This window comes from Granulicella sp. S156 (assembly GCF_009766105.1).
Taxonomy (GTDB): domain Bacteria; phylum Acidobacteriota; class Terriglobia; order Terriglobales; family Acidobacteriaceae; genus Granulicella.
Map to the genome: position 1 here is coordinate 1 of NZ_LMUH01000002.1, position 20,099 is coordinate 20,099.

18 protein-coding genes are annotated in these 20,099 nt (G+C 56.6%); 11 read left to right on the plus strand and 7 right to left on the minus strand.

Features of this window, described 5'->3' with window-relative positions:
• The 3 genes from GSQ91_RS01545 to GSQ91_RS01555 all read left to right on the plus strand — a co-directional run.
• Positions 1–2,427, plus strand: a 2,427-nt coding sequence (locus tag GSQ91_RS01545; protein WP_158819502.1) for a WG repeat-containing protein, incomplete at its 5' end; no start/stop codon positions are given.
• Positions 2,428–2,441: 14 nt separating this feature from the next.
• The gene (locus tag GSQ91_RS01550; RefSeq protein WP_158819503.1) at positions 2,442–2,873 is read left to right on the plus strand and encodes an MGMT family protein; all 432 of its coding nucleotides are present in this window, start codon (positions 2,442–2,444) and stop codon (positions 2,871–2,873) included.
• Between the two features lie 26 nt (positions 2,874–2,899).
• Positions 2,900–3,166 carry a GNAT family N-acetyltransferase gene (locus GSQ91_RS01555; RefSeq protein WP_158819504.1) on the plus strand — a complete coding sequence of 89 codons (267 nt, stop codon included), beginning with the start codon at positions 2,900–2,902 and terminating at the stop codon, positions 3,164–3,166.
• A 30-nt stretch (positions 3,167–3,196) separates the two neighbouring features.
• Here GSQ91_RS01555 and GSQ91_RS01560 read toward each other — a convergent pair whose 3' ends face one another.
• Positions 3,197–4,432 (minus strand): hypothetical protein, encoded by a 1,236-nt coding sequence (locus GSQ91_RS01560; RefSeq protein ID WP_158819505.1) that lies wholly within the window; start codon positions 4,430–4,432, stop codon positions 3,197–3,199.
• A 230-nt stretch (positions 4,433–4,662) separates the two neighbouring features.
• On the opposite strand from GSQ91_RS01560, the gene GSQ91_RS01565 reads away from it, so the two are divergent.
• Positions 4,663–8,175, plus strand: coding sequence for a carboxypeptidase-like regulatory domain-containing protein (locus GSQ91_RS01565; RefSeq protein WP_158819506.1), 3,513 nt, complete (start codon positions 4,663–4,665; stop codon positions 8,173–8,175).
• 93 nt (positions 8,176–8,268) lie between these two features.
• On the opposite strand, the gene GSQ91_RS01570 is transcribed toward GSQ91_RS01565, so the two are convergent.
• Both GSQ91_RS01570 and GSQ91_RS01575 read right to left on the minus strand, forming a co-directional pair.
• Positions 8,269–9,414 (minus strand): MFS transporter, encoded by a 1,146-nt coding sequence (locus tag GSQ91_RS01570; RefSeq protein WP_158819507.1) that lies wholly within the window; start codon positions 9,412–9,414, stop codon positions 8,269–8,271.
• A 38-nt stretch (positions 9,415–9,452) separates the two neighbouring features.
• Entirely contained in the window at positions 9,453–10,223 is a 771-nt protein-coding gene (locus GSQ91_RS01575) for a DeoR/GlpR family DNA-binding transcription regulator (protein ID WP_158819508.1), read from the minus strand.
• A gap of 459 nt (positions 10,224–10,682) precedes the next feature.
• Here GSQ91_RS01575 and GSQ91_RS01580 point away from each other — a divergent pair, with 459 nt between their 5' ends.
• The 3 genes from GSQ91_RS01580 (at position 10,683) to GSQ91_RS01590 (ending at position 14,993) form a co-directional block, all read left to right on the plus strand.
• Positions 10,683–11,942: a hypothetical protein gene (locus tag GSQ91_RS01580; protein WP_158819509.1), complete on the plus strand. Its 1,260-nt coding sequence runs from the start codon at positions 10,683–10,685 to the stop codon at positions 11,940–11,942.
• Between the two features lie 209 nt (positions 11,943–12,151).
• Positions 12,152–12,511, plus strand: coding sequence for a hypothetical protein (locus GSQ91_RS01585; protein WP_158819510.1), 360 nt, complete (start codon positions 12,152–12,154; stop codon positions 12,509–12,511).
• A gap of 262 nt (positions 12,512–12,773) precedes the next feature.
• The gene (locus GSQ91_RS01590) at positions 12,774–14,993 is read left to right on the plus strand and encodes a glycoside hydrolase family 3 protein (protein ID WP_158819511.1); all 2,220 of its coding nucleotides are present in this window, start codon (positions 12,774–12,776) and stop codon (positions 14,991–14,993) included.
• A gap of 416 nt (positions 14,994–15,409) precedes the next feature.
• Here the strand turns inward: GSQ91_RS01590 and GSQ91_RS01595 are convergent, their stop codons facing one another.
• The gene (locus GSQ91_RS01595) at positions 15,410–15,910 is read right to left on the minus strand and encodes a DUF4142 domain-containing protein (RefSeq protein WP_158819512.1); all 501 of its coding nucleotides are present in this window, start codon (positions 15,908–15,910) and stop codon (positions 15,410–15,412) included.
• Between the two features lie 427 nt (positions 15,911–16,337).
• Here GSQ91_RS01595 and GSQ91_RS01600 point away from each other — a divergent pair, with 427 nt between their 5' ends.
• The 3 genes from GSQ91_RS01600 to GSQ91_RS01610 are packed head-to-tail and all read left to right on the plus strand — an operon-like array spanning position 16,338 to position 17,703.
• On the plus strand, positions 16,338–16,826 hold the full coding sequence (locus GSQ91_RS01600) for a DoxX family protein (protein ID WP_158819513.1): 489 nt from the start codon (positions 16,338–16,340) through the stop codon (positions 16,824–16,826).
• Positions 16,823–17,446 (plus strand): sigma-70 family RNA polymerase sigma factor, encoded by a 624-nt coding sequence (locus tag GSQ91_RS01605; RefSeq protein WP_158819514.1) that lies wholly within the window; start codon positions 16,823–16,825, stop codon positions 17,444–17,446. Before GSQ91_RS01600 ends, GSQ91_RS01605 begins: the two co-directional genes overlap by 4 nt.
• On the plus strand, positions 17,437–17,703 hold the full coding sequence (locus GSQ91_RS01610; RefSeq protein WP_158819515.1) for an anti-sigma factor: 267 nt from the start codon (positions 17,437–17,439) through the stop codon (positions 17,701–17,703). Before GSQ91_RS01605 ends, GSQ91_RS01610 begins: the two co-directional genes overlap by 10 nt.
• Positions 17,704–17,715: 12 nt before the next feature.
• On the opposite strand, the gene GSQ91_RS01615 is transcribed toward GSQ91_RS01610, so the two are convergent.
• Positions 17,716–18,171 carry a hypothetical protein gene (locus tag GSQ91_RS01615; protein WP_158819516.1) on the minus strand — a complete coding sequence of 152 codons (456 nt, stop codon included), beginning with the start codon at positions 18,169–18,171 and terminating at the stop codon, positions 17,716–17,718.
• Positions 18,172–18,285: 114 nt separating this feature from the next.
• On the opposite strand from GSQ91_RS01615, the gene GSQ91_RS01620 reads away from it, so the two are divergent.
• Positions 18,286–19,032, plus strand: a complete 747-nt coding sequence (locus GSQ91_RS01620) for a FadR/GntR family transcriptional regulator (RefSeq protein WP_158819517.1) — start codon at positions 18,286–18,288, stop codon at positions 19,030–19,032.
• A gap of 18 nt (positions 19,033–19,050) precedes the next feature.
• Here the strand turns inward: GSQ91_RS01620 and GSQ91_RS01625 are convergent, their stop codons facing one another.
• Both GSQ91_RS01625 and GSQ91_RS01630 read right to left on the minus strand, forming a co-directional pair.
• The gene (locus GSQ91_RS01625) at positions 19,051–19,476 is read right to left on the minus strand and encodes a VOC family protein (protein ID WP_158819518.1); all 426 of its coding nucleotides are present in this window, start codon (positions 19,474–19,476) and stop codon (positions 19,051–19,053) included.
• A gap of 225 nt (positions 19,477–19,701) precedes the next feature.
• Positions 19,702–20,037, minus strand: coding sequence for a hypothetical protein (locus tag GSQ91_RS01630; RefSeq protein ID WP_158819519.1), 336 nt, complete (start codon positions 20,035–20,037; stop codon positions 19,702–19,704).
• Positions 20,038–20,099 lie beyond the last annotated feature (62 nt).

A 20,099-nucleotide genomic window follows, 5' to 3' on the forward strand; every position in this document is an offset into this window, starting at 1 on the left:
CTGCGCGTGTCGAGAAAAGATATCTATCAGCGATGGAGCAGCAAGGGTGAACTGCTGACGACTTTTTCCGCTCCGACCCAGGATGCTGCATTGAAGAACTATCCACTGGGGATGTCGTTGCGTGATGCCGGCGAAGGGTTGGTGCCTGCGTGGTCCGGGCTAGAGAAGAAGGGCTATGTAGACCTCAATGGGAAGTGGGTGATTGCCCAACAGTTTGACGAAGCCCAAAAGTTTATTGCGGGTCACGCTGTTGCAAAGAGCGGTGATAAGTATGGCGTCATCGACCGCAAGGGCGCATGGGTAGTACAGCCGGAGTGGGCATCGATCGATGCAGACGAAAATGGCAGGTATTCGCTGCATGCTTCAAATAACACGAACATTGTGGACGCGAGTGGATGGTTTGACGAGCACGGCGCGTGGAAGCAGGAGAAGTTTTCCCTGAAGACAATAGCTCCAGGAGTGATGGGGGTTCGTAAGGCGGAGACGAGTGATCCGCAGAACTATGGCGACCTTGTAGACACCTCCGGGCAATCGTTGCTGCTTTCCGTGTGGAGCGCCGCCGGAGGTGAACAGAGGCTGCCAGAGAGCTTCAAGGCAGAATCGGTGACGCTCCCAGGTGCGGCGCACATGGCGATTCTCTTGACCTACAGTGCAGACAAGCAGGGCAAGCTTGCGCCCGCAAACAGTGAAGACCTGGTGGATCACTATGCGGTCTTCTTCCCGGCGGAGCATAAGTTGCTGCGCGAGAACTGGACGACGGAGTACACGAACAGCAATGCCGTGGAGCTGGAGAACTCCTCAAGCGGCGATGACGGCTCGCCAAAGGTACCGCAGGCACTGCTCTTCCGCGACACCGGAGAGATGCTGACAACAAAAGGCGATATCGCCTTTTTCAAAGGAGACTGGTCAAAGGGGACCGCAGGATTTGCGTTCCTGTCTTCGAAAGAAGATGGCACAGGTGGCGGCTATGGCTTGATCGACAGGCAGGGGCAGCGATTGCTTCCGGACACATTCGACGATCCGGGAGACTTCGAGGGAGGACTTGCGGCCGTCTGCAAAGATCAGACTCATCAGTGCGGAGCTGTGGATGAACAGGGCCACATAGCTGTGCCATTCGCCTATGACCATGTGAGCGCTTTTATCGATGGTTATGCCTTTGTCGAGAAGGATGGAAAGCCTTCTATCTTGGCCCGGTCGGGTCAGCTATATGACTGGCCCATGCAATATGACCACATGGAAAGACTTAAGACGGCCGGTTTGTTTTTGGTGAAGAAAGAGGATGGAAAGAGCGGTGTACTGCGCGCCGATGGAAAGGTAATACTGCCTCCTGTCTATGACGGAGTGGAGGAACTGCCAGGCGGACTGTTCAAGATGTACGTCTACAAGGGAGGCGATATGCTCTATGGCGTTGCATCGGTGGATGGAACAGTGCTGCAGGAGCCGGCCTTCAATAGCGTGGAGGAACTCAGCGATCAGTCAACCGCAGGTTTCCTCACAGCGCAGCGCGTTGTGAACGGCGACAAGGCCGTCCTCGACGCGAAGGGACGCCCATTGACAGAGTTCGATGTGACGGACATCGAAGGGGGAGGCTCTCCAAAAGCATGGCTCTTGACGGAGCGTAAGCAGAAGAGACTGCTGCTGGCTGACGGAACGTTGATTCCTCTGCCCGCGGACACGAAAGACTATGAACTGCTGCCGGATAACACTGTGCTGACGGGGACAGACAATGCGTATGCTCTGGCAGACACGAAGGGCAACGCTGTGAGCGCGTGGTACAGGCAGCTCGACTACCTGGGCGATGGCGTATGGTCAGGTCAGGCTGCGTTGGGTCATGAGGATCTGTTGGGTGCGGATGGACATGTGCTGTACACCCTGCCCGACGGCTTGCATGCGATGAACCTCTTGCAGGATGCGCAGAAGCAGAGAAGACGCCTGCTGGTTATGGGCAGCGGCTCCGATTCGGATTACGCCTTGTTCGATTGGGAGAATGGCGGCAAGCGGATTGCTTTGCCTGAATCCGCTTCAGACGTGACTGCTGGAGAAGACGGTTGGGTGAGCGTGCAAGTAGGACAGGAGTGCATGTTCGTCGACATGGACGGAAAAGTTGTGACCAAAGTAGCTGCCTCATCGCTTGAGGGCTTGCACGATGGCCGTGCCATAGCTGCGGGAGTGGCCAAGGATGGCGAGGAGAATCCTCTCAGTGGAGTGGTCGATGCTCATGGTCGTTGGATTGTGCCGCCACGCTATGTCCAGATGTTGGATTCCAGCGAAGGCCGTATCTGGGCCGAGACTCCACGTGGCGATATCGATCTGCTGGATGAGCAGGGACACATTCTGGGCAGACGCACCACCCGTGGCAACGAACAGGTGTGGATTGCGGCCCAATCGATAGCACCCACTTCCGGCGCCGGAGCATCGAAGAAGTAAGCCGAGAGGTACGGATGAGCGCTACCAGAAAATCGATCAAGTCACCATCGTTGAAAGGCCCATTTGCTTTCGATCAGGCCTCGGTACAAAAGGCCAAACGGAGGCTTCTCCGTGCTGCGGCGACTCCCAACGAGGATCGTGATCGAGCGTTCCGCAGGATCATCTTTTCCATTCCACCGGGCAAGGTCAGCACCTACGGCCAGGTGGCCGCTGCTGCCGGCTACCCGCTCTACCATCGCGCTGTCGCTCGACTTCTACGTGTAGATCCTCCTGACCAACTCCCATGGCATCGGGTACTCGGTGCAGGTGGCGAGATCAAACTCCGCGGCGCGGGTGCCAGCGAACAACGGGCGCGACTCAAACTCGAAGGCGTTCAATTTCAAAACAAGCGAGTCGATATGGATCGCTTTGCCTACCAGCTTCGGCCGTGGGAGACCTACGAGTAAGCTTCGAAAAAGATCAGGAGGAATCTATGAGCGACCGCGCCACCGTACTCATGAAGCGTTTAGAGATTGAACAGGACGGAGCGATCGCGTTCTTGAACTACTCCGTCAACGACCAACATCAACTCACGATCTGGCACACCGAGGTTCCGGAACACCTTCGCGGGAAGGGCGTTGGCGGACAACTCGTAGAGAAGGCTCTCGCCTTAGCCGCAGAAAAGCACTGGAGCGTCCAGCCACTTTGCTCCTTCGCAAAGGCCTACATCACCCAGCATCCATCGTCGCAGTCCAGCTAGTCCCCAAGACGGGACGATCACCACCGGCCCTCACGGATGAGTATGAATCGCCGCAATATCTGCCTGCAACGGAACGCCACCGCTCATTTTGATATGCAGAACGGATTCAAAGGGCACGAACGCATCGCCTTGTTTTCCTAGCGCCTTGGCCAGTTGTTGCGCGCTGTTGGGGTTGCAGACAAATTCCACAGCAGCCTGCGTGCCGTTGGTCGTCAGTCCCGTAAAGATTGCAACTCGCGTTCCGGAGTCGATCCCTGGAACGAGAGCGATGATGGCATATTCATCATTCGCAGAACTCGGTTTGAATTGTGCAGGTTCCCCTGGCCGAGGATGCCGATTGAAGATGAACCCCTGGTGATCATTATCCAGATCGATCCCAAAATCGGAGTTTGCCCTCAACTCCTGTAGCGCGCTGTTCTGGCTCGCCGCTCCGATAAAGATAAGGTTGTGGGACTTCGCCTCGTCCCAGGTGACCAACCGGCTCCGCTTCAGAATGAACTCCGCATGATGCGCATCGAAGACGCGCGTCAGATCGCGAATCGCCGAAGCCTCGCCTGTGCCCGTATACGTATCGTCGACCGTATCGTTGGGCGATCGTTGCAGGTCGGGTGTCACCAATCGCATTCCGGTGTAAGGTCTGCCGGTAAAGAGTGGATTGCTGTAGATGACCAGCGGAGGAGCTCCCTTCAGGAACGGCTTCCAGAAGAGATCGGCGCTCGAGTTGTGCTGCAGAGGCAAGCCTCGCCCCCACACGAATCCCAACAGGACTCCCAGGGCAACACCTGCGCTCACGATTGCCGTCCACAGAAACAGCATCTTTCGGGAGCGCTTCACGAAGACGGCTGGCGCGGGAATCTCTGCAGCGAGAGACGGCTGCACCTTCTCCACAGACACAGGCTCGCTGTCTTCAAAAACCGGCGGTTCCGGTCGCAGCGGCTTTTGAGCTGCTGGATGAAAGACAGGAAGGTAATGCCCTTTGGGGATTTCGATGATGATCTCTTCGTGGCTTCCCACATCGGCAAAATACCCAGCCAGCTTCAGCCGCAACAGTCGAGCTTGGGATCTAACGATGCTGTCATCGCTGGAGTTATACCCAGGCCGGCGATGAAAAACATGAACCCCAATCTGTTGCTCGGTGGCATCTTCCGGGGCGTCGCGCAGGTAGCAGTCGACGATATAGAGAAAAAACTTACACAATTTGGGCGAGGTTCTGAGATCAGGGCTCGCCACCACCCGCTGAGCCAGAGCCCACTCCGGGCTTGCCACGTTTCGCTTTTCTAATGAGTCACTTACAAGCATAGTCTTACAACCGCACGGTACTGGTTTACGTCTAATTTTCACCCGTCAAATACGAGCGCGCACCGTGAATACGATGCCTAATGCTATTTGGAGGGTGCAGTCTTAGCAACTGTTGTTGGGTTCCTCGGCCATTTGTGTAGTCCGTTTATGGGCAAGGCATAGCTGAGTCCCTCCCAATAACCTTCAGGAGGATTTAGATGCCAAATCAAACAAATAAAAAAAGACCAGTTCGCGTAGGGCTGCTTCTTGCCGCGCTTTGTTTCTTAGCGGGTAGAAGCGCCTATGGTCAGGCCGTTTACGGCTCGCTCTATGGAACGGTGAGAGACACCTCAGGTGCAGTGATCAAAGGCGCCACCGTTACCGTCAGAGACGAGCAGAAGGGGAATGTCCAGACCACCCAGACCAGCGAAAGCGGTAGTTGGAACGTCGGACACCTCATTCCCGACAGCTACGATGTCAAAATCGAGGCGCCGTCCTTTCAAGGCTCGGAAACCAAAGACGTAGTCGTCCATGCCGACGTCTCCCAGCTTGTCGATGTGCAACTGGCGGTCGCCGGGTCCACCCAGTCGGTCACAGTCTCCGCTTCGGACACGCCAGCCCTCAAGACGGACCGCGCAGACGTCTCCCAGGTGATCGACGCGCAGGCTGTGCAGAACCTGCCCAACCTGAACCGCAACTTCACCCAGTTCACCCTGCTCACGCCCGGCGTGCAGCACTCCACGTTCAACATCCTCGGTCCGGAAAACCCCCAGGGAACCACCTCGGTGACGACGAACGGCTCCAGCTATGGCGTCCAGGGATGGCTGCTCGACGGTACCGATAATCGCGAGCCCGTCGATGGCATTATCGTCATCAACCCCACCCTCGACTCCGTCGGCGAACTCAAGGTCACCTCCGCCGACTACGACGCCGAGTTCGGTGGCGCGGTCGGCGGCATCGTCAGCGCCCAGACCAAGTCCGGCGGCAACAACTTCCACGGCGACCTCTTCTTCTACCGTCACAGCGGCGCGCAGTTGGCCCGCAACCCCTTCACCCAGTCCGATCCCGATCCCGTCACCGGTCAACTCATTCCCGGCCAGGTCTATGGTCAGTTTGGCGGATCGCTCAGCGGGCCCATCATCAAGGACCGTACCTTCTTCTTCCTCGACTACCAGGGCACACGCCAGCGCCTCGGCGCCAGCCAACTGCTCACCGTGCCGACTCTGACAGCCCGCAACTCCTGCGTCCTGCAAACTACCGGCGGCACCTGTGATCTGAGCCAGTATCTCGGCTCGCAGCCCATCTACTACCATCCGACGGGTACGGGCGGAGCAGGGCAGCAGTACGCCAGCAACGCGATCCCTCTTTCGGTGATCTCGCCTCAGGGGATGAATCTTCTCAAGCTGTTGCCGGCACCAAACACCAACGGCACCTCCATCACCAACAACTTCGCCGCGTCCGGCAATGGCAACGACAACGCCAATCAGGCGGATATCCGTCTCGACCATCAGCTCAACAGCAAGATCCATCTCTTCGGCCGCTACGACTATGCGCTCTTCGGCCTCTTCGGCAACGCAGCCTTCGGCCCTGGCGGCGGTGTGGGCTTCGGTATCAACGGCACCACCGGCGTCTCGGAAGTGCAGAACCAGAGTGCAGCGCTCGGTATGGACTGGGCGCTCAACCCCACGCTGTTGACCGACGTGCGTGCCGGCTTCCTCAGCTATCACGTATCGGAGAACAAGCTGACAGCAGGCCAGACCCCGGCCACGGCTGCAGGCATTCCGAACCTCAATACCGCGCCTGACAGCAGCGGCCTTCCCAACATCACCATGGCCGATACCATCAGCAGCTTCGGCAACCAGTCCTGCAACTGCCCGCTGTTGGAGAGTGAGCAGGTCTTCCAGCTCGCCAATAACTGGACCAAGATTCTCGGCAAGCACACGATCAAGGTGGGCGGAGACATCCGCTACGGTCTGAATCTGCGCAACGCCAGCGACAACGATCGCGCCGGCGTACTCAGCTTCGCCGCGTCATCGACGGCCGCCGGTCCTTCCGATCCAGTGGCTTCCAGCGGCAGCGGTCTTGCCTCGCTGCTCTTCGGCCAGGTCGCGCAGTTCCAGCGCTTCGACGTCTATTCGCAGGACGCCTCCAATCGCCAGAAACGCGGCGCCTTCTACGCCCAGGACTCGTGGCGTCCGAACAGCAAGTTGCAGGTGAACTATGGCGTTCACTGGGATGTGATCTTCCCTGAGACCGTCAATAGCCCAGGCAACGGCGGCTTCGCTGACATTGCAGCGGGCGGCGTACGTGTCGCGGGCATCAACGGCATCGGCACCAACGGCGGTCAGCGCATGGACTACACCAATCTCGCAGGCCGCTTCGGCTTCGCCTATCAGGTGCATCCCAACACGGTCATTCGCGGTGGCATTGCTCAGGTGTACGACGACGTAGGTTTCTTCGGCACGCTCTTCGGTTCTGTCCTCACGCACAATCTCCCGGTGCTGAACAATGAAGACGAAGGCTCTACCAGCTCGACCGGACAGTACATCTCAACCCTGACCACGCTGCCCGCCAAGCCTCCCGCTCCCACGATCCCGGCCAGCGGCCTCATTCCGTTCTCCAACAGCTACAGCCCGCAGTTCCGTGGCGACCGCATTCAGCTGCCTGAGGTCGATCAGTGGAATCTGACGCTGCAGCAGCAGTTCTCCAGCAACTTCACCGCGGAGATCGCCTATGTCGGCAACCACGCGGAGCGCATCTATCCCGGTGAAACCTATGGCTTCGACTTCAACGCGCCGACGCTGCCCACATCTCCCTCGCAGTTGGGCAACACGTCCGCACGTCGGCCCTACTACAACAAATTCACGGGCATCTACCAGGGGGCAGCAACCATCTGCTGCTCCAATGGGCTGACCTCTGCTGCTCCGACAGCCAACTCCAACTACCACTCGCTGCAGACCAAGCTCGACAAGCGTTTCAGCAACGGCCTACAGTTCAACGCGAACTACACCTGGTCGAAGGCGATGAACTACGCCAACGACGAGGCCTTTGCCAACTACCCGCAGATCAGCCACGGTCGCGGCGATACTAACCGCACCAACGTCTTCGTGATGAGCGGCGTCTATGCGCTGCCCTTCGGGCGCAATCAGATGTTTGCCAGCCACGTAAGCCGTCTTGTCGATTACGGAATCGGTGGATGGACTCTCAGCGGCACAACAACCTGGGAGAGCGGTCGCCCGTTCACACCCACCTACGGAGAGTGCGGTGCCGATGAAGATCTCGACAACAACTTTAGTGGTCCAGGTGTCACAAGCGATTGCCGTCCTGACGGAAGCGCTCGTGACCTCGTACGCACAGTGGGTGCACTCGATCCGGCAACGCACTCCAGGCAGTACTTCACGCCTGTAGCTGCGCTAACGGCTAACGGTGCCTCCGCCGGAGCCTTCACCCGTCCGGCGTTTGGGACGATCGGGGATGTCGGACGCAACTCCTTGACGGGCCCAAGCGACTACTATGCCGACATGTCGCTCATCAAGGACATTCCAATCACCCAGCGAGTGAAGGGCCAGTTTCAATTCCAGGCCTTCAACGTCTTCAACCATGCGGCCCTGGATATTCCCAACGCCTCGAACGCGCGCTGCATCGATTGTTCGAACGGGGGCGTAATCACCACCCTGGAAGGCAACTCGAGCATGCGTCAACTGCAGTTCGCCGCACGCATCTCGTTCTAACCAGCCAGGTTCTCCCAACAGGGGCTGCCCTCGTGGCAGCCCCTTTATTTTTGCTATCGCTCCTGAGCCTTTGTAGTTGTCCTGGCACTTCGTTCAATGAGGATTTTCGACCGTCACATATTTGCCGAAGATCGGTACACACGCCATGAGGGCGACTAGCAACCAGAATGCACTGTGCAAGCCGATCCCCTTGGACAAGAAGCCAATGACGGCTGGCCCCATCAGCATGCCCGCGTAACCCGCCGTGGTGAGGGCAGCAACGGCTAATCCCTTAGGCATTGTGTGTTGCGTACCCGCGAGTCTGAACAAGATAGGCACGATGTTTGCGGCTCCAAGGCCCACAAAGATGAAACTGACAAGTCCGATCCATGCGACCGGTGCGAGGAGGAGACCGCACAACCCTAGAAGCGCTATTACCCCACCAAGTGTCAGCACGATGCGGTTCCCGAATCGCGTCACGATGCCATCACCGACGAAACGACTGAACGTCATCGCGATGGAGAAAAGCATGTATCCCAGCCCCCCGTGCGCAGCAGAGACGAGGTGTTCGCCGACGAGCAAGAGCGCACTCCAGTCGAGCAGAGCCCCCTCCACCAAAAATGAGATTGCCGCGAAGATAGCGATGACGAGCACGACACCTCTCGGAATCGCAAAAAGAGGTTGTTTCGTTCTCTCTCGATTCGAGAGCATGCGCGGAAGGGCCACAACAATCAGTGAAACAAGAATAACGGAGCTGAAAATCGTGCTTGAGCTAGGTGCGATGCCTCGAGAGAGAAGAGCTGTCACGATTCCTGACCCCAGAAATCCACCAACACTGAAGAGCGCATGAAATCCAGACATCAACGGCTTCTCAGAGACACGCTCAACATCGACAGCATGCAGGTTCATGGCAACATCTAACGATCCCAAAGATGCCCCGAAGACGAACAGCGCTACTCCAAGTGCGATCGGCGACGAGACGATGCTCAAAACCGGCAGTATGACCGCCAGGCCTACTCCACCTGCAAGTACGATCGGCTTGCTACTGAAGCGCGCGCTCAGATTCGCCGCGAGCGGCATCGCCACAATGGAACCGGCGCCCAGGAGGAGCAGGACTAGCCCCATTGTGGCGTCGCCGAGATGGCAGCGGGTCTTAGCAAAAGGCACTAAGGGTGCCCAGCAGGCTACACCGAACCCTGCGGCTACAAACGCCAGCCTGGTCGATAACTTCGCGCGCGATAGATACAAATCTTCTGTCATGAAACCCCTGCTCTCAGCTATGTCGAACGAGACGCAACCTAGGATTGCGCAATGATGACTTCGGGGCCGGCATTGGAAAAGGTCGAGACAATCTCCTCCGATGTACCGGACTCAAGAACGACATGGTCAAGGACTGCCAGTGCAGCCACCCGAAACGGTGCCCGAGTCTCAACTTTGTCCATAGTGACAAGCGCTGCGGTGCGATCACTTCTCGCAATGAGTGTGCGTTTGAATTCGGCATCTGCCATATAGAACGCGCCAATTCCAAGAGATTCGGAAACGGCGCAAGCTCCGAGGAAACACAGATCAAAGTTCAAGCGTTCGGCTTCGCGGATCGCAGACAGCCCGATGGACGCGCCGGTTTCACGATCGATCTCTCCTCCCAGAACAATGACTTTGAAGTTCTTTCGATCGAGGAGGGCGCTTGCGATTGCGATCGAATTTGTGGCGATAGTAAGAGAGCTATAGGGAGGCATCTCTCTGGCCAGGGCCAGGTTGGTACTGCCGCTGTCGAGGAACACCGTCGAAGCTTCAGAGACTAAGGTCAGGGCGGCCAGGGCCAAGGCGCGTTTTTCTTTCGAGTCATTCAAGAGTCTCTGTTCAAACGGGATTCCATCCGGCGACATCGGAAGCCCGCCACCGTAAACCCGCTTGCACTTGCCCTCAGCGGCTAACGCCCGCAGATCTCGACGAACGGCGTCCTCAGACACCAGGAACTCCTTTGCAAGAGCGGTGGCATTGACGGACAGACCACGCTGTAGCCGACTTTCGATCTCGTTTTTTCTTATTGTTCCCGACGAACCGTGCATAAACAAGAAATATCATGCACAATCAAGAAAAACAACGTTACACAACCGAACATCGCTGTCTGTACTACCTTCGTTCCTCGCATACTTCCGTCGTATCAGTTCTCACTGTTGACCAAATTTACAACTCTGAGTTTTTCCGCAGCCTGTTCAGCCCCTGGGACATGTATTCATTTCCATTCATAGGAATGCCTCTGGAGGCTATTGTGTCTCCGTGCGATACTTATACGGAAAGTCCCATATTTTCAATGGCTTGGTTGGTTAGATCGGTACGAACGAAGAGACGTATGATACCCGGAAATCGGCCCCGCAAATACGGAAGAATACAGGCTTGATCCTGGTTGGTCGGCTCTAGAATGAATTTGCAGGCCTGCGCGAAAGATCGTCCTCCATCTCGACGACACACGAAGGCTGCCGGAACTACCAGTAAGGCAGATCAGGGAAGTATCGGCAGAGTTCAGAATGCTGGTGTCGCCACAATCCGAAAAAGAAGCGAACGGAATTGGGTCTGCGCCCAGTGCCGCGGCGATCCGCGAACAATTAGGCCGCCTTCTTGCGCACCCGTTGTTCACCAACAGCAAGCGCTATCCCGTGCTTCTCGCCTATACGGTTGAGCAAACGCTGCTTGGTAAGGCGGGTGAGTTAAAGGAACGAACAATTGGGGTCGAGGCTTTCGGACGCGAGCCTAGCTACGATGTGAATCTTGATCCAGTGGTCCGAACGACTGCTGCTGAGGTTCGTAAGCGGCTCATTCAGTACTACTACAACTCCGACCATGCGGGAGAATTGGTGATTGAACTCCTGGTCGGCTCTTATATCCCTTCTTTCCGAGAGCCTGCCGCCCCGCCACAAGCCTTGTTACAAGAATCGGTTGCTGTTCAGCAGACAGAGGCAGCCTCTGGCGATTCTGCTCCGTCTGCTCTGGGTAACGCAGAGGTGTCTTCATCCGAGATCAGCTTCGGCCAGTGGATGTCGATCGCAGCCGGTTTGGTCGTTGCTGCCCTGATTGGTTTTGGCATCGGCCATGTGAGGCTTCCTAAGCAGCCTACTAAGCCTACGAATACGATGGAACGTTTTTGGGAGCCTATTGCGGCAACTTCAAACAGAGTCACATACTGCCTCGGCCAACCCATCGATGCCGTTGATCGGGATCGCAGGACACCGGAGGGCACGCCCCTCTACGGCAATTTGGCTGTCTCCGATGTAATCACTTTGGCGCGGTCCATTGTTCCCCTTGTTCCCAGGAACGGCACATTTCGTGTCGTTGTCGACTCGGATATCAGTTTTGAACAGTTACGCGAAAGCCCGTTTGTTTTGATTGGAGCCTTCGACAACGTTTGGACAATGCGGATCACCCAGGATTTGCCGTTTGGGTTCGAGTACGACGGGCACAGCCGCAAGCTCGTAGATCGCAAGAGCTCCCCAAAGAAATTCTGGACCTTGCAATGGCAGGTCCCCTATACGAAATTGGCAAAGGATTACGCCATCGTGGCGCGGATTCATGACAAGGTGACCGGCCAGCCGGTCATTATCATTGCAGGAATTCTGGGGGAGGGCACTGAAGCTGCCAGTGAAGTTGTCTCTAACCCCGCATATTTAGATGAAATGCTGAAAAAGGCGCCTAAGAATTGGGACCAGCTCAATCTGGAAGCCGTCATAGAAACGAATGTCATCGAAGGCCATGCCGGTCCTCCAGCCGTGCTTGCTGTCGAGACCTGGTAGCGGCCTTTCTGCCGATTTCGCTCGTATCATACAGGCGATACTATGACCCGTTAAACAAGGCCTAATCTCCTCAAAATACGCATATCCGGCTGTTCCATACTCAGGCTGTTGCACGATGGAGCTTTTTTAGAGAGCTTTGCATCTCTTAGCCTCCTTGCATGTTGAAGTAGCCGAATCAGGTCGCTTCACCCATAGCCGAAGGAGGCTCTATGAAACGTATTCTGGGACTTGGTTTACTGGTCTTATCATTTTCAGTTCCGGCCCTTGCCGCGAAGAACTCTCAGGGGATTGCTATTGCCAACGATGTCCGGGTGGGAGACACTCTCCTGCGACAAGGGGACTGCACGTTCAGTTGGACCGAACCCTCCGGAGGCTCTGTGGTTCAGCTCACCCTGAAAATCGACGGGCAGAAGCCGGTAACGGTACCAGCACACATGGTCGCAGAAACGCACTTCAATCCAGGTGCGGGAACAGTCCAGGTCAATGGGGTCACATACCTGCATGAGGTTCACACAAAAACTACTACCTTCGTCATTGAGGGTGCTTCCGGTGCGCCTATAGGTCAGTGAGGCTCGATTCTTGAGCCTCTACCCCCGTAATTTGGGAGTATGATACATGCCAGAATCGGTCTTGGGTTGCACGTGTAACCTGAAGATAAGCATAGGTTTAAATGAATTATCGTTCGCATCTACACGTTGGAGCTTTTGTGGTTCCTCCTATCTGTCAGATCCTGCATCTGTAGCTGCCCATTTCGGTTAAATCGGCCTGGCCTTTGCCTCCTGTTGGCCGATCCACGCCGTTACCTGTACCCACCTTGGACAGCTTGGAGACATGATGCAGAATCGCAAGTCGCAAATCCGTTTTCTCTTGGTGCTCATCGCAGCCGTCTTTGGAGCAAGATTCACCTTGGCTCAAGGCCCAGACCGGCCCTGGATGAACCCCGCACTTCCTCCTGAAGCGCGTGCGGAGCTTGTTTTGAAGCAGTTGACCCTCGATGAAAAGTTGGCGCTGCTGCACGGCAACGGTATGGCGCATACTCCCTTTTGGCAGATGCCTCTCACCCATCTGGCGAATGGTGGCGCAGGCTATACCGAAGGCATCGAGGGCCTTGGTATCCCACCGCTCTTCATTGCGGATGCGGCCTATGGAATACGAGACAGCGGAGCCAACGGACGTTATTCGACAGCGATGCCTTCTCCTCTCGGTGCGGCTTCGAGCTGGGACCCGGAATCAGCTTGCCAGTACGGGGAGTTGATTGGAAGCGAACTGAGAGCTCAGGGCTACGACATGACCCTTGGGGGCGGAGTAAACCTTACTCGAGAACCCAGGAACGGGCGCACCTTTGAATATGTGGGCGAAGATCCTCTACTGGCCGGGACGATTGTTGGAAATCTAATGAAGTGCGAGCAGGCACAGCACGTCATCGGGGATATCAAGCACTATGCGATCAATGATCAGGAGACGGGCCGTATGATCCTGAACGCCGTCATCTCCAGGCGAGCCATGCAGGAGTCTGATCTTCTCGCCTTTCACATAGGAATCTCCATCGCCAATCCAGGGGCTGTCATGTGCTCCTACAACCGGATCAATGGAGATTTCGGTTGCGAGAATCCTTATCTCTTGCGGGACGTGCTCAAAAAGGATTGGGGCTTCAAGGGCTTCGTGGTCTCAGATTGGGCCGGAACTCACAGCATCGGGAAAGCTTCGGCGGCAGGACTTGACCAGGAGCAGCCGATGGCAGACTTTTTCGGGCCGCACCTGAGAGAAGCGGTCGATGCCGGCAAGGTCCCTCTCTCTGAGATTGATGACCACGCCCGGAGAGTCTTGTACGCAGAATTTCTATCGGGGATTGTCGATGATCCACCTCAGATGAGTGTGGTGAACGTTGAAAAGGGACTCGAAGCTGCTCAGAGAGTCGAAGAGAAAAGCATCGTTCTCCTGAAAAACTATCAAGCCGTGCTTCCAATCCAGCCGTCCAGAATTCATACGATTGCGGTGATCGGCGGACATGCTGACATTGGAATGGTCTCTGGCGGAGGTTCGTCCCAGGTCGATCCACCGGGCGGCAATGCGATCATGCCACCGGGCAAGGGTGAAACGCACTACCAGGATCAGATCTGGTTTCCAACATCACCCCTAAAAGCTCTCCGCGAGAAACTGCCGAATACAAAGATCAGCTTTGATTCCGGGACGAATGTACAGTCTGCAGCGAGTCTTGCCAGAAACTCCGATCTCGCAATCGTCTTTGCCTGTCAGTGGGAATCTGAGGGCATGGACCTCCCAGGTCTATCGCTTCCGGATAACCAAAATGCTCTGATTGAGCGGGTTGCAGCGGCGAATCCTCACACCATCGTCGTGCTCGAGAGCGGAACGGCTGTCACGATGCCGTGGCTCGACAAAGTGTCTGGGGTTGTAGAGGCCTGGTATGCAGGCAGTGCGGGGCATAGGGCACTGGCAAATGTTCTCGTCGGTGACGTTAATCCCACGGGCAAACTGGCTATCACGTTTCCCAGGAGCGAGAGCGACCTCCCGCATCCGGTCATCCCCGCGCTTTCCGCACAGGATGAAGGACAAGCGGAAGACCCAATCAAAGCCGGTACACCTATCTCTGGCTACACTGTTCACTACAACGAAGGTGCTGAAGTTGGCTACAAGTGGTACGAGGCAGAGCATAAGCAACCGCTCTTTGCCTTCGGTTTTGGACTGTCTTACACCTCGTATGCCTATTCCGGCTTGATCGTTGATTCAGAGGCAAAGACCGCACGCTTCACCGTCAAGAACGTCGGGGAACGTGCAGGTATAGAGATAGCAGAAGTGTACGCAAGACTTCCGCAGGGCTCAGACGAATCTTTCAAGCGGCTGGTTGGATGGAAGCGAATCACACTGTCTCCAGGTGAATCGCAAACTGTCACCGTTACGATTGATCCGCGAGTATTGCAAACCTTCGATGAAGCAAGCGATGGCTGGAAGCTCACGCCAGGCGAATACGAAGTTCTCGCCGGACCATCCTCGGATAACACGCCCCTGACAGCCCACCTTCAGGTTCGTTAAAACACTCGCAGGCCACAAATCTGTGCCCATCTTCGACTCCGGGTGCCCCATCTTCGGCGCGTTTTTGCGCCTAAGGTGGGCATCGCGCGAGAGCGCGACCGCTCCCGCCCATATGTGTCTGATCTACGGCGTTCGTAGCATCGCCCCTAGTGCCCGCAACAATCGTAATCACAGCCACAGCGCGAAGCGCGTTCCCTGACGCTTCAGCGTCAGGGAGACGGAGGGAGCCGTAGCCTTTAGGCTACGGAATTCAGACATGGCAAAATGTGGCCTTTAGGCCCGGGCCTTTTGTTCGCAGCAGAAAGGGAGCCCTAGCCTAAAGGCCACGGCGCCCTTCTTTCACGTACTAACTACTCACCCACACGCTCGACCAAACAAGAGTGCCGTCATCACGAATCCAGCCCCGGCAAACACCATTACAAGCTTGCCGCTGTCTTCGCCACCTTACCATCGGGCATATTGTGATCCTGCGCGATCTGCTCAATCATCTGCAGATGCTGTGCTATCACTTGTGCCCCCTGTTGCGCGGCTTGTTTGATACTCGGATTCTGCGTCGTCTGCGCCTCGTCCTTAAACTCCGACAAGTCCTGTTTATGATCCTTCACCATGGCTTGGATATAGGCCTGGTCGAACTGATCGCCTGAGAGCCCTTGGAGTCTAGCGATAAGCTCTCTATCTTTCTTGGAAACATCTGTCGGCTGTTTTACATTGAGCCGTTTTGCGATCGGTTTCATCTGATCGCCCAACTGCGTGTGATCTTCCACCATCTTCTGCCCGAACTGTTTTACGTCATTGCTTTGTGATTTTTGCTGTGCCAACTGCCCCAGTTGAACCTCGGCAGCACCGCCTTCGAGCGCTTTTTTCACGAACGACTGGTCGGCCATGGACTGGAGTTGCTGGTTGTTCTCAGAAGCCATGTCCCCCATGCTCGTACCTGGGGTTCCTGGAGCTGTAGTCGTTCCCGGTGCTGCAGTTGTGGGCTGATTTGTCTGCGGCTGCCCGCCACCGGGTTGAGTCTGTGCGACAGCGATCACGCTCGCCAGCAGAGTGGGCGCAAAGCCTAGCAGAATTCTGCTGTACCCTCGTCTTGAGATCATTTCAGTTCCTCCTTGTATGCGCGCATCGCATTCGAACGCCGGTATCGCCGATCCCACACTCGGCTCCTAAGACTCCTTCGCCCTTGTACGTTAGCTGCTTCAGCTTAGGCTCGCGTTGCCTCAAAAAACCAGCTAATTCCAGGTTCCTGTAACCAATACGAAACGCAGGGCTCTAACATGGCACAGACCGAAGGCACAGCATCTGGATGCGAGCTGATATTGGTCGTTTTGAAGAGAACGGAGCGTCATGAAAACTCTATTGAAGTTGTATGTGCGTCTCGCAGCACTCGTCTCGTACCTGCAGTCTCCGTTTCTGCTGGCGGTACGGCTCTATTGGGGATGGCAGTTCGCACAGACCGGCTGGGGCAAGCTGCATAATCTCGCCAAGATCACGGATTTCTTCACCAGTCTGAACATCCCATTTCCTGCCGCTAATGCTCACTTTGTGGCGAGTCTGGAGCTTGTCGGCGGCATTCTGCTGATTCTAGGGCTTGGTTCGAGAGCGATAGGTCTGCTGCTGACCATCAACATGCTGGTCGCGTACGGGACTGCCGACCGCGAGGCACTCTTCGCGATCTTCTCCGATCCCGGCAAATTCTATGTCGCCGATCCCTACACGTTTCTCTTTGCATCCGCTATGGTTCTAGTATTTGGTGCAGGCCTGTTCTCCGTGGATGCGCTCTTGGCAAAGCGTTGTCGAGTCTGGCTGGGAAGCTCCGGGATAGAGAAAGAATGATCGAGACACCCGCAAGCAGAGATGAAGCGCAGATGATCGCCTCCATCCTTGCCGGTAATTCGCAGGCGTTCCACGAACTCATTCGCCCCTACGAGCGAAGCGTGTATGTCATGGCGCTGTCGCTGCTCAAGAACGAAGCGGATGCAGAGGACGCCGCGCAGGAAGCGTTCCTGAAGGCCTACCGCAATCTTGCAGGTTTTCGTGCTGAGGCCAAGTTCAGCACCTGGCTCATCAGTATCGTATTGAACGAAGCACGCAGCCGCCTTCGCCGTAAGAGCGCCGTCAAGATGGAGTCGCTCGACGAGCCGCTGGACGAGCAGGGGCACGTGTCACCTGCTCTTTTGCGAGACTGGCGCGAGATTCCATCCGAGGCCGTGGAGCGCGGAGAAGTCCGAGTGATGTTGCAGCAGGCCATTAGCGACCTGCCGCCGATCTATCGCGAGATATTTCTGCTGCGCGATGTCGAGGAGCTAAGCATCGACGAGTCAGCGACGGCTCTCGGCATCAGTGTTTCGGCTGTAAAGGTGCGGCTGCATCGCGCTCGAATGATGCTGCAAAAGAAGCTTGCTCCGCAGTTGAAGCAGGTCAATCCGAAAAGGAGGTGGTTCCCATGGTTATAGAGTGCAAGCATGTTTGGGAGCACATCTCCGGCTATCTGGACGGCACGCTCGACCCCGCCGTGCGCGAGCTGGTGCAGAAACATCTGGAGCATTGCGAGATCTGTTCGGCCATCCTCGACTCGACGCGAAACATTCTTATCCTCACTGCGGACGAGCGAGTGTTCGAGCTTCCACTCGGCTACAGCGAACGCCTGCATGCCCGGCTTGAGGCTGAGATGCGAGGCATCGCGCCGCCTATAGATTCAGAGGATGGCTGAACGTACAGCGCTCTATGGAACTTGATGAATGATGCTGTGCGTGATCCACTCTGCCGCTACGAGAAGCAGCGTTAGGATCGCCAGCACAATCTGAAAGGTTTCAGATCGCCGTTGCTTATGCGTCACAGGCACCGTGCGCCACTGTGACGATGGCCTCGCGCGCAGGCTGCGAATTCGCCACACGACATATAAATTGATCAGCGAGCCCGCCACAGCAACCACCATCATCGGGATGCGGATCGCATCGGCATGGAAACCGTTTGCTGGGTGATGCACTGTGGCAGCAGCGGCCAGTGCGCCAAGCCCGATGATGACGCGGACGCCGCTGATCGCCATCACTGCGGTGCAGGCGCTCTGCAGCAAAATGAACATCAGGCTCGTTACGCTGAGGATCCAGGAGCGGTTGCGAGTAGAGGGTTGCTCCTTGGCAGAAGCATCGGTTGCGGAATGGCTCTCATGAACGGACATTTCCTCTTTACGGTACATCAGGTCGGTCAAACCGTTTTTCTTGTGTGTTAAAAACCTCGCTGGCAGAGTAGGATGGAGCCGTGCGTTTCTCACTCAGAAACGCGGGGATGAATTATGGTCAAAACGCATCGTAGGTATCAGGAAGTTGCAGCAAGGATCTCGCGCTATGTCGCAGAGAGGAGACTAGAGCCAGGCGCAAGGCTGCCGGGCGAGATCGATCTGGCGAAGGTCTGCGGCGTAAGCCGTCCCACCATTCGCGAAGCGATGGTAGCGCTGGAGATCGCCGGAGAGCTGGAGATTCGCAGTGGTTCGGGAGCGTATGTTCGCGAGGCCGTGAACCCGATGTCGCTGGTATTGGACTCCGGCCCTGGCCCGTTCGAACTGTTGCGCGCACGCATTCTGATTGAAGGTGAGATCGCTGCGGATGCGGCTCTCTATGCATCGGCTGGCGACCTGACGAAGATCGAGAAGATCCTGCAGCAGATGCGGAAGCTGGTGCAGGCGAAGACCAATGCTCAGGTGTCGGACCGGCAGTTCCATGTGGCGATCGGCGAGGCCGCCAAGAACAGTGTGTTGACGAGCATCGTCGATGGACTATGGGCAGGCATGTTTGCGCCGATGTATCACCGGCTGAGCCAGCGTGCCGGTCTCGATCAGCATCAGGCAGCGGCGTTGGAAGATCACGAAGCCATCTTTGCCGCGATCTCCGCACGCAACCCGAACGAGGCGCGCAGAGCGATGCGCAAGCATCTGCATCACGTGGAAGAGCACCTGACCAGCGATGATGTGCCGTCGCCGGTGAAGCCATCGACAAAGCAGGAAGAAGTGGCAGCCACGAACGGACACAGGCAGCCGGCTTAGGGTGATTCCGCGGACTCGCTACTTCGCGAAGAGCTGGCTGAGATCGTCGAAGCTCTTGAACTCCAGGGCATTGCCTGAAGGATCGAGGAAGAACATCGTCGACTGCTCTCCCACCTGGCCTTCGAACCGCGTATAAGGTTCGATGATGAACTGCACACCGGCCGCGCGGACCCGTTCCGCCAACGCCTTCCAGTCGCCCTGCTTCAACACCACACCAAAGTGCGGAACCGGCACAGCATGACCGTCGACGGGATTGCTGTGCACGGCATCGTCACCGGATGCAGGCTTGTGGTGCGCGACGATCTGATGTCCGCAGAGATCAAAGTCGATCCACTGCTCGGAGCTGCGGCCTTCAGGGCATCCCAGCACCGTGCCATAGAAATGGCGCGCTGCATCGAGGTCGTGGACAGGAAAGGCAATGTGGAAGGGGCGCAGTTCAGACATAGTGGAGAGCTCGCGAATGAAATAGGCCGTACTCCACGATGATACGCAGGAAGCGATCCATTCGCCCAGCACTGCTGCCGTTGTCGTCGTTGCTGTTGCTGTTGTTGTCGTGGTTTGTTTCTCGCCGTCATCCTGAAGCGTAGCTGAAGGACCCCCGCATTTGTGCCGCTACGAATGCGGGGGTCCTTCAGCTACGCTTCAGGATGACGACGAAAGACAACCGCACTACCCGCGGTGATATCCCCGGTCATAGCCACGCACATACGCATTGCGGAACGCATCGCGATAAGGCCCGAACGGCCCGAGCTGCGGATCATAGCCAGGGCAATCGTGGAACGCGCGCGTTCGGCGAACATGATAGGGAATACCGCTCTCCACATCGCGAGCGCCATCGGCGCGTCCTGCTTCAAAGCCATTGTGATCCGCCAGTTGAATGAGTGGCGGCAACTGTGCCACAGGCGGTGGCGGAGGAGGAGGTGGTGGGTAATTGTGAGCACAACCCAAACCCGCGAATAAAAAAATAGAGGACGCGGCTGCAAGAACCAAACGAGGGGCCTTCATAGAACTCTCCTGACCGTTAAAACGGCTCATTGGCTTGAACGCATAAGCAGCCAGGATGTTGC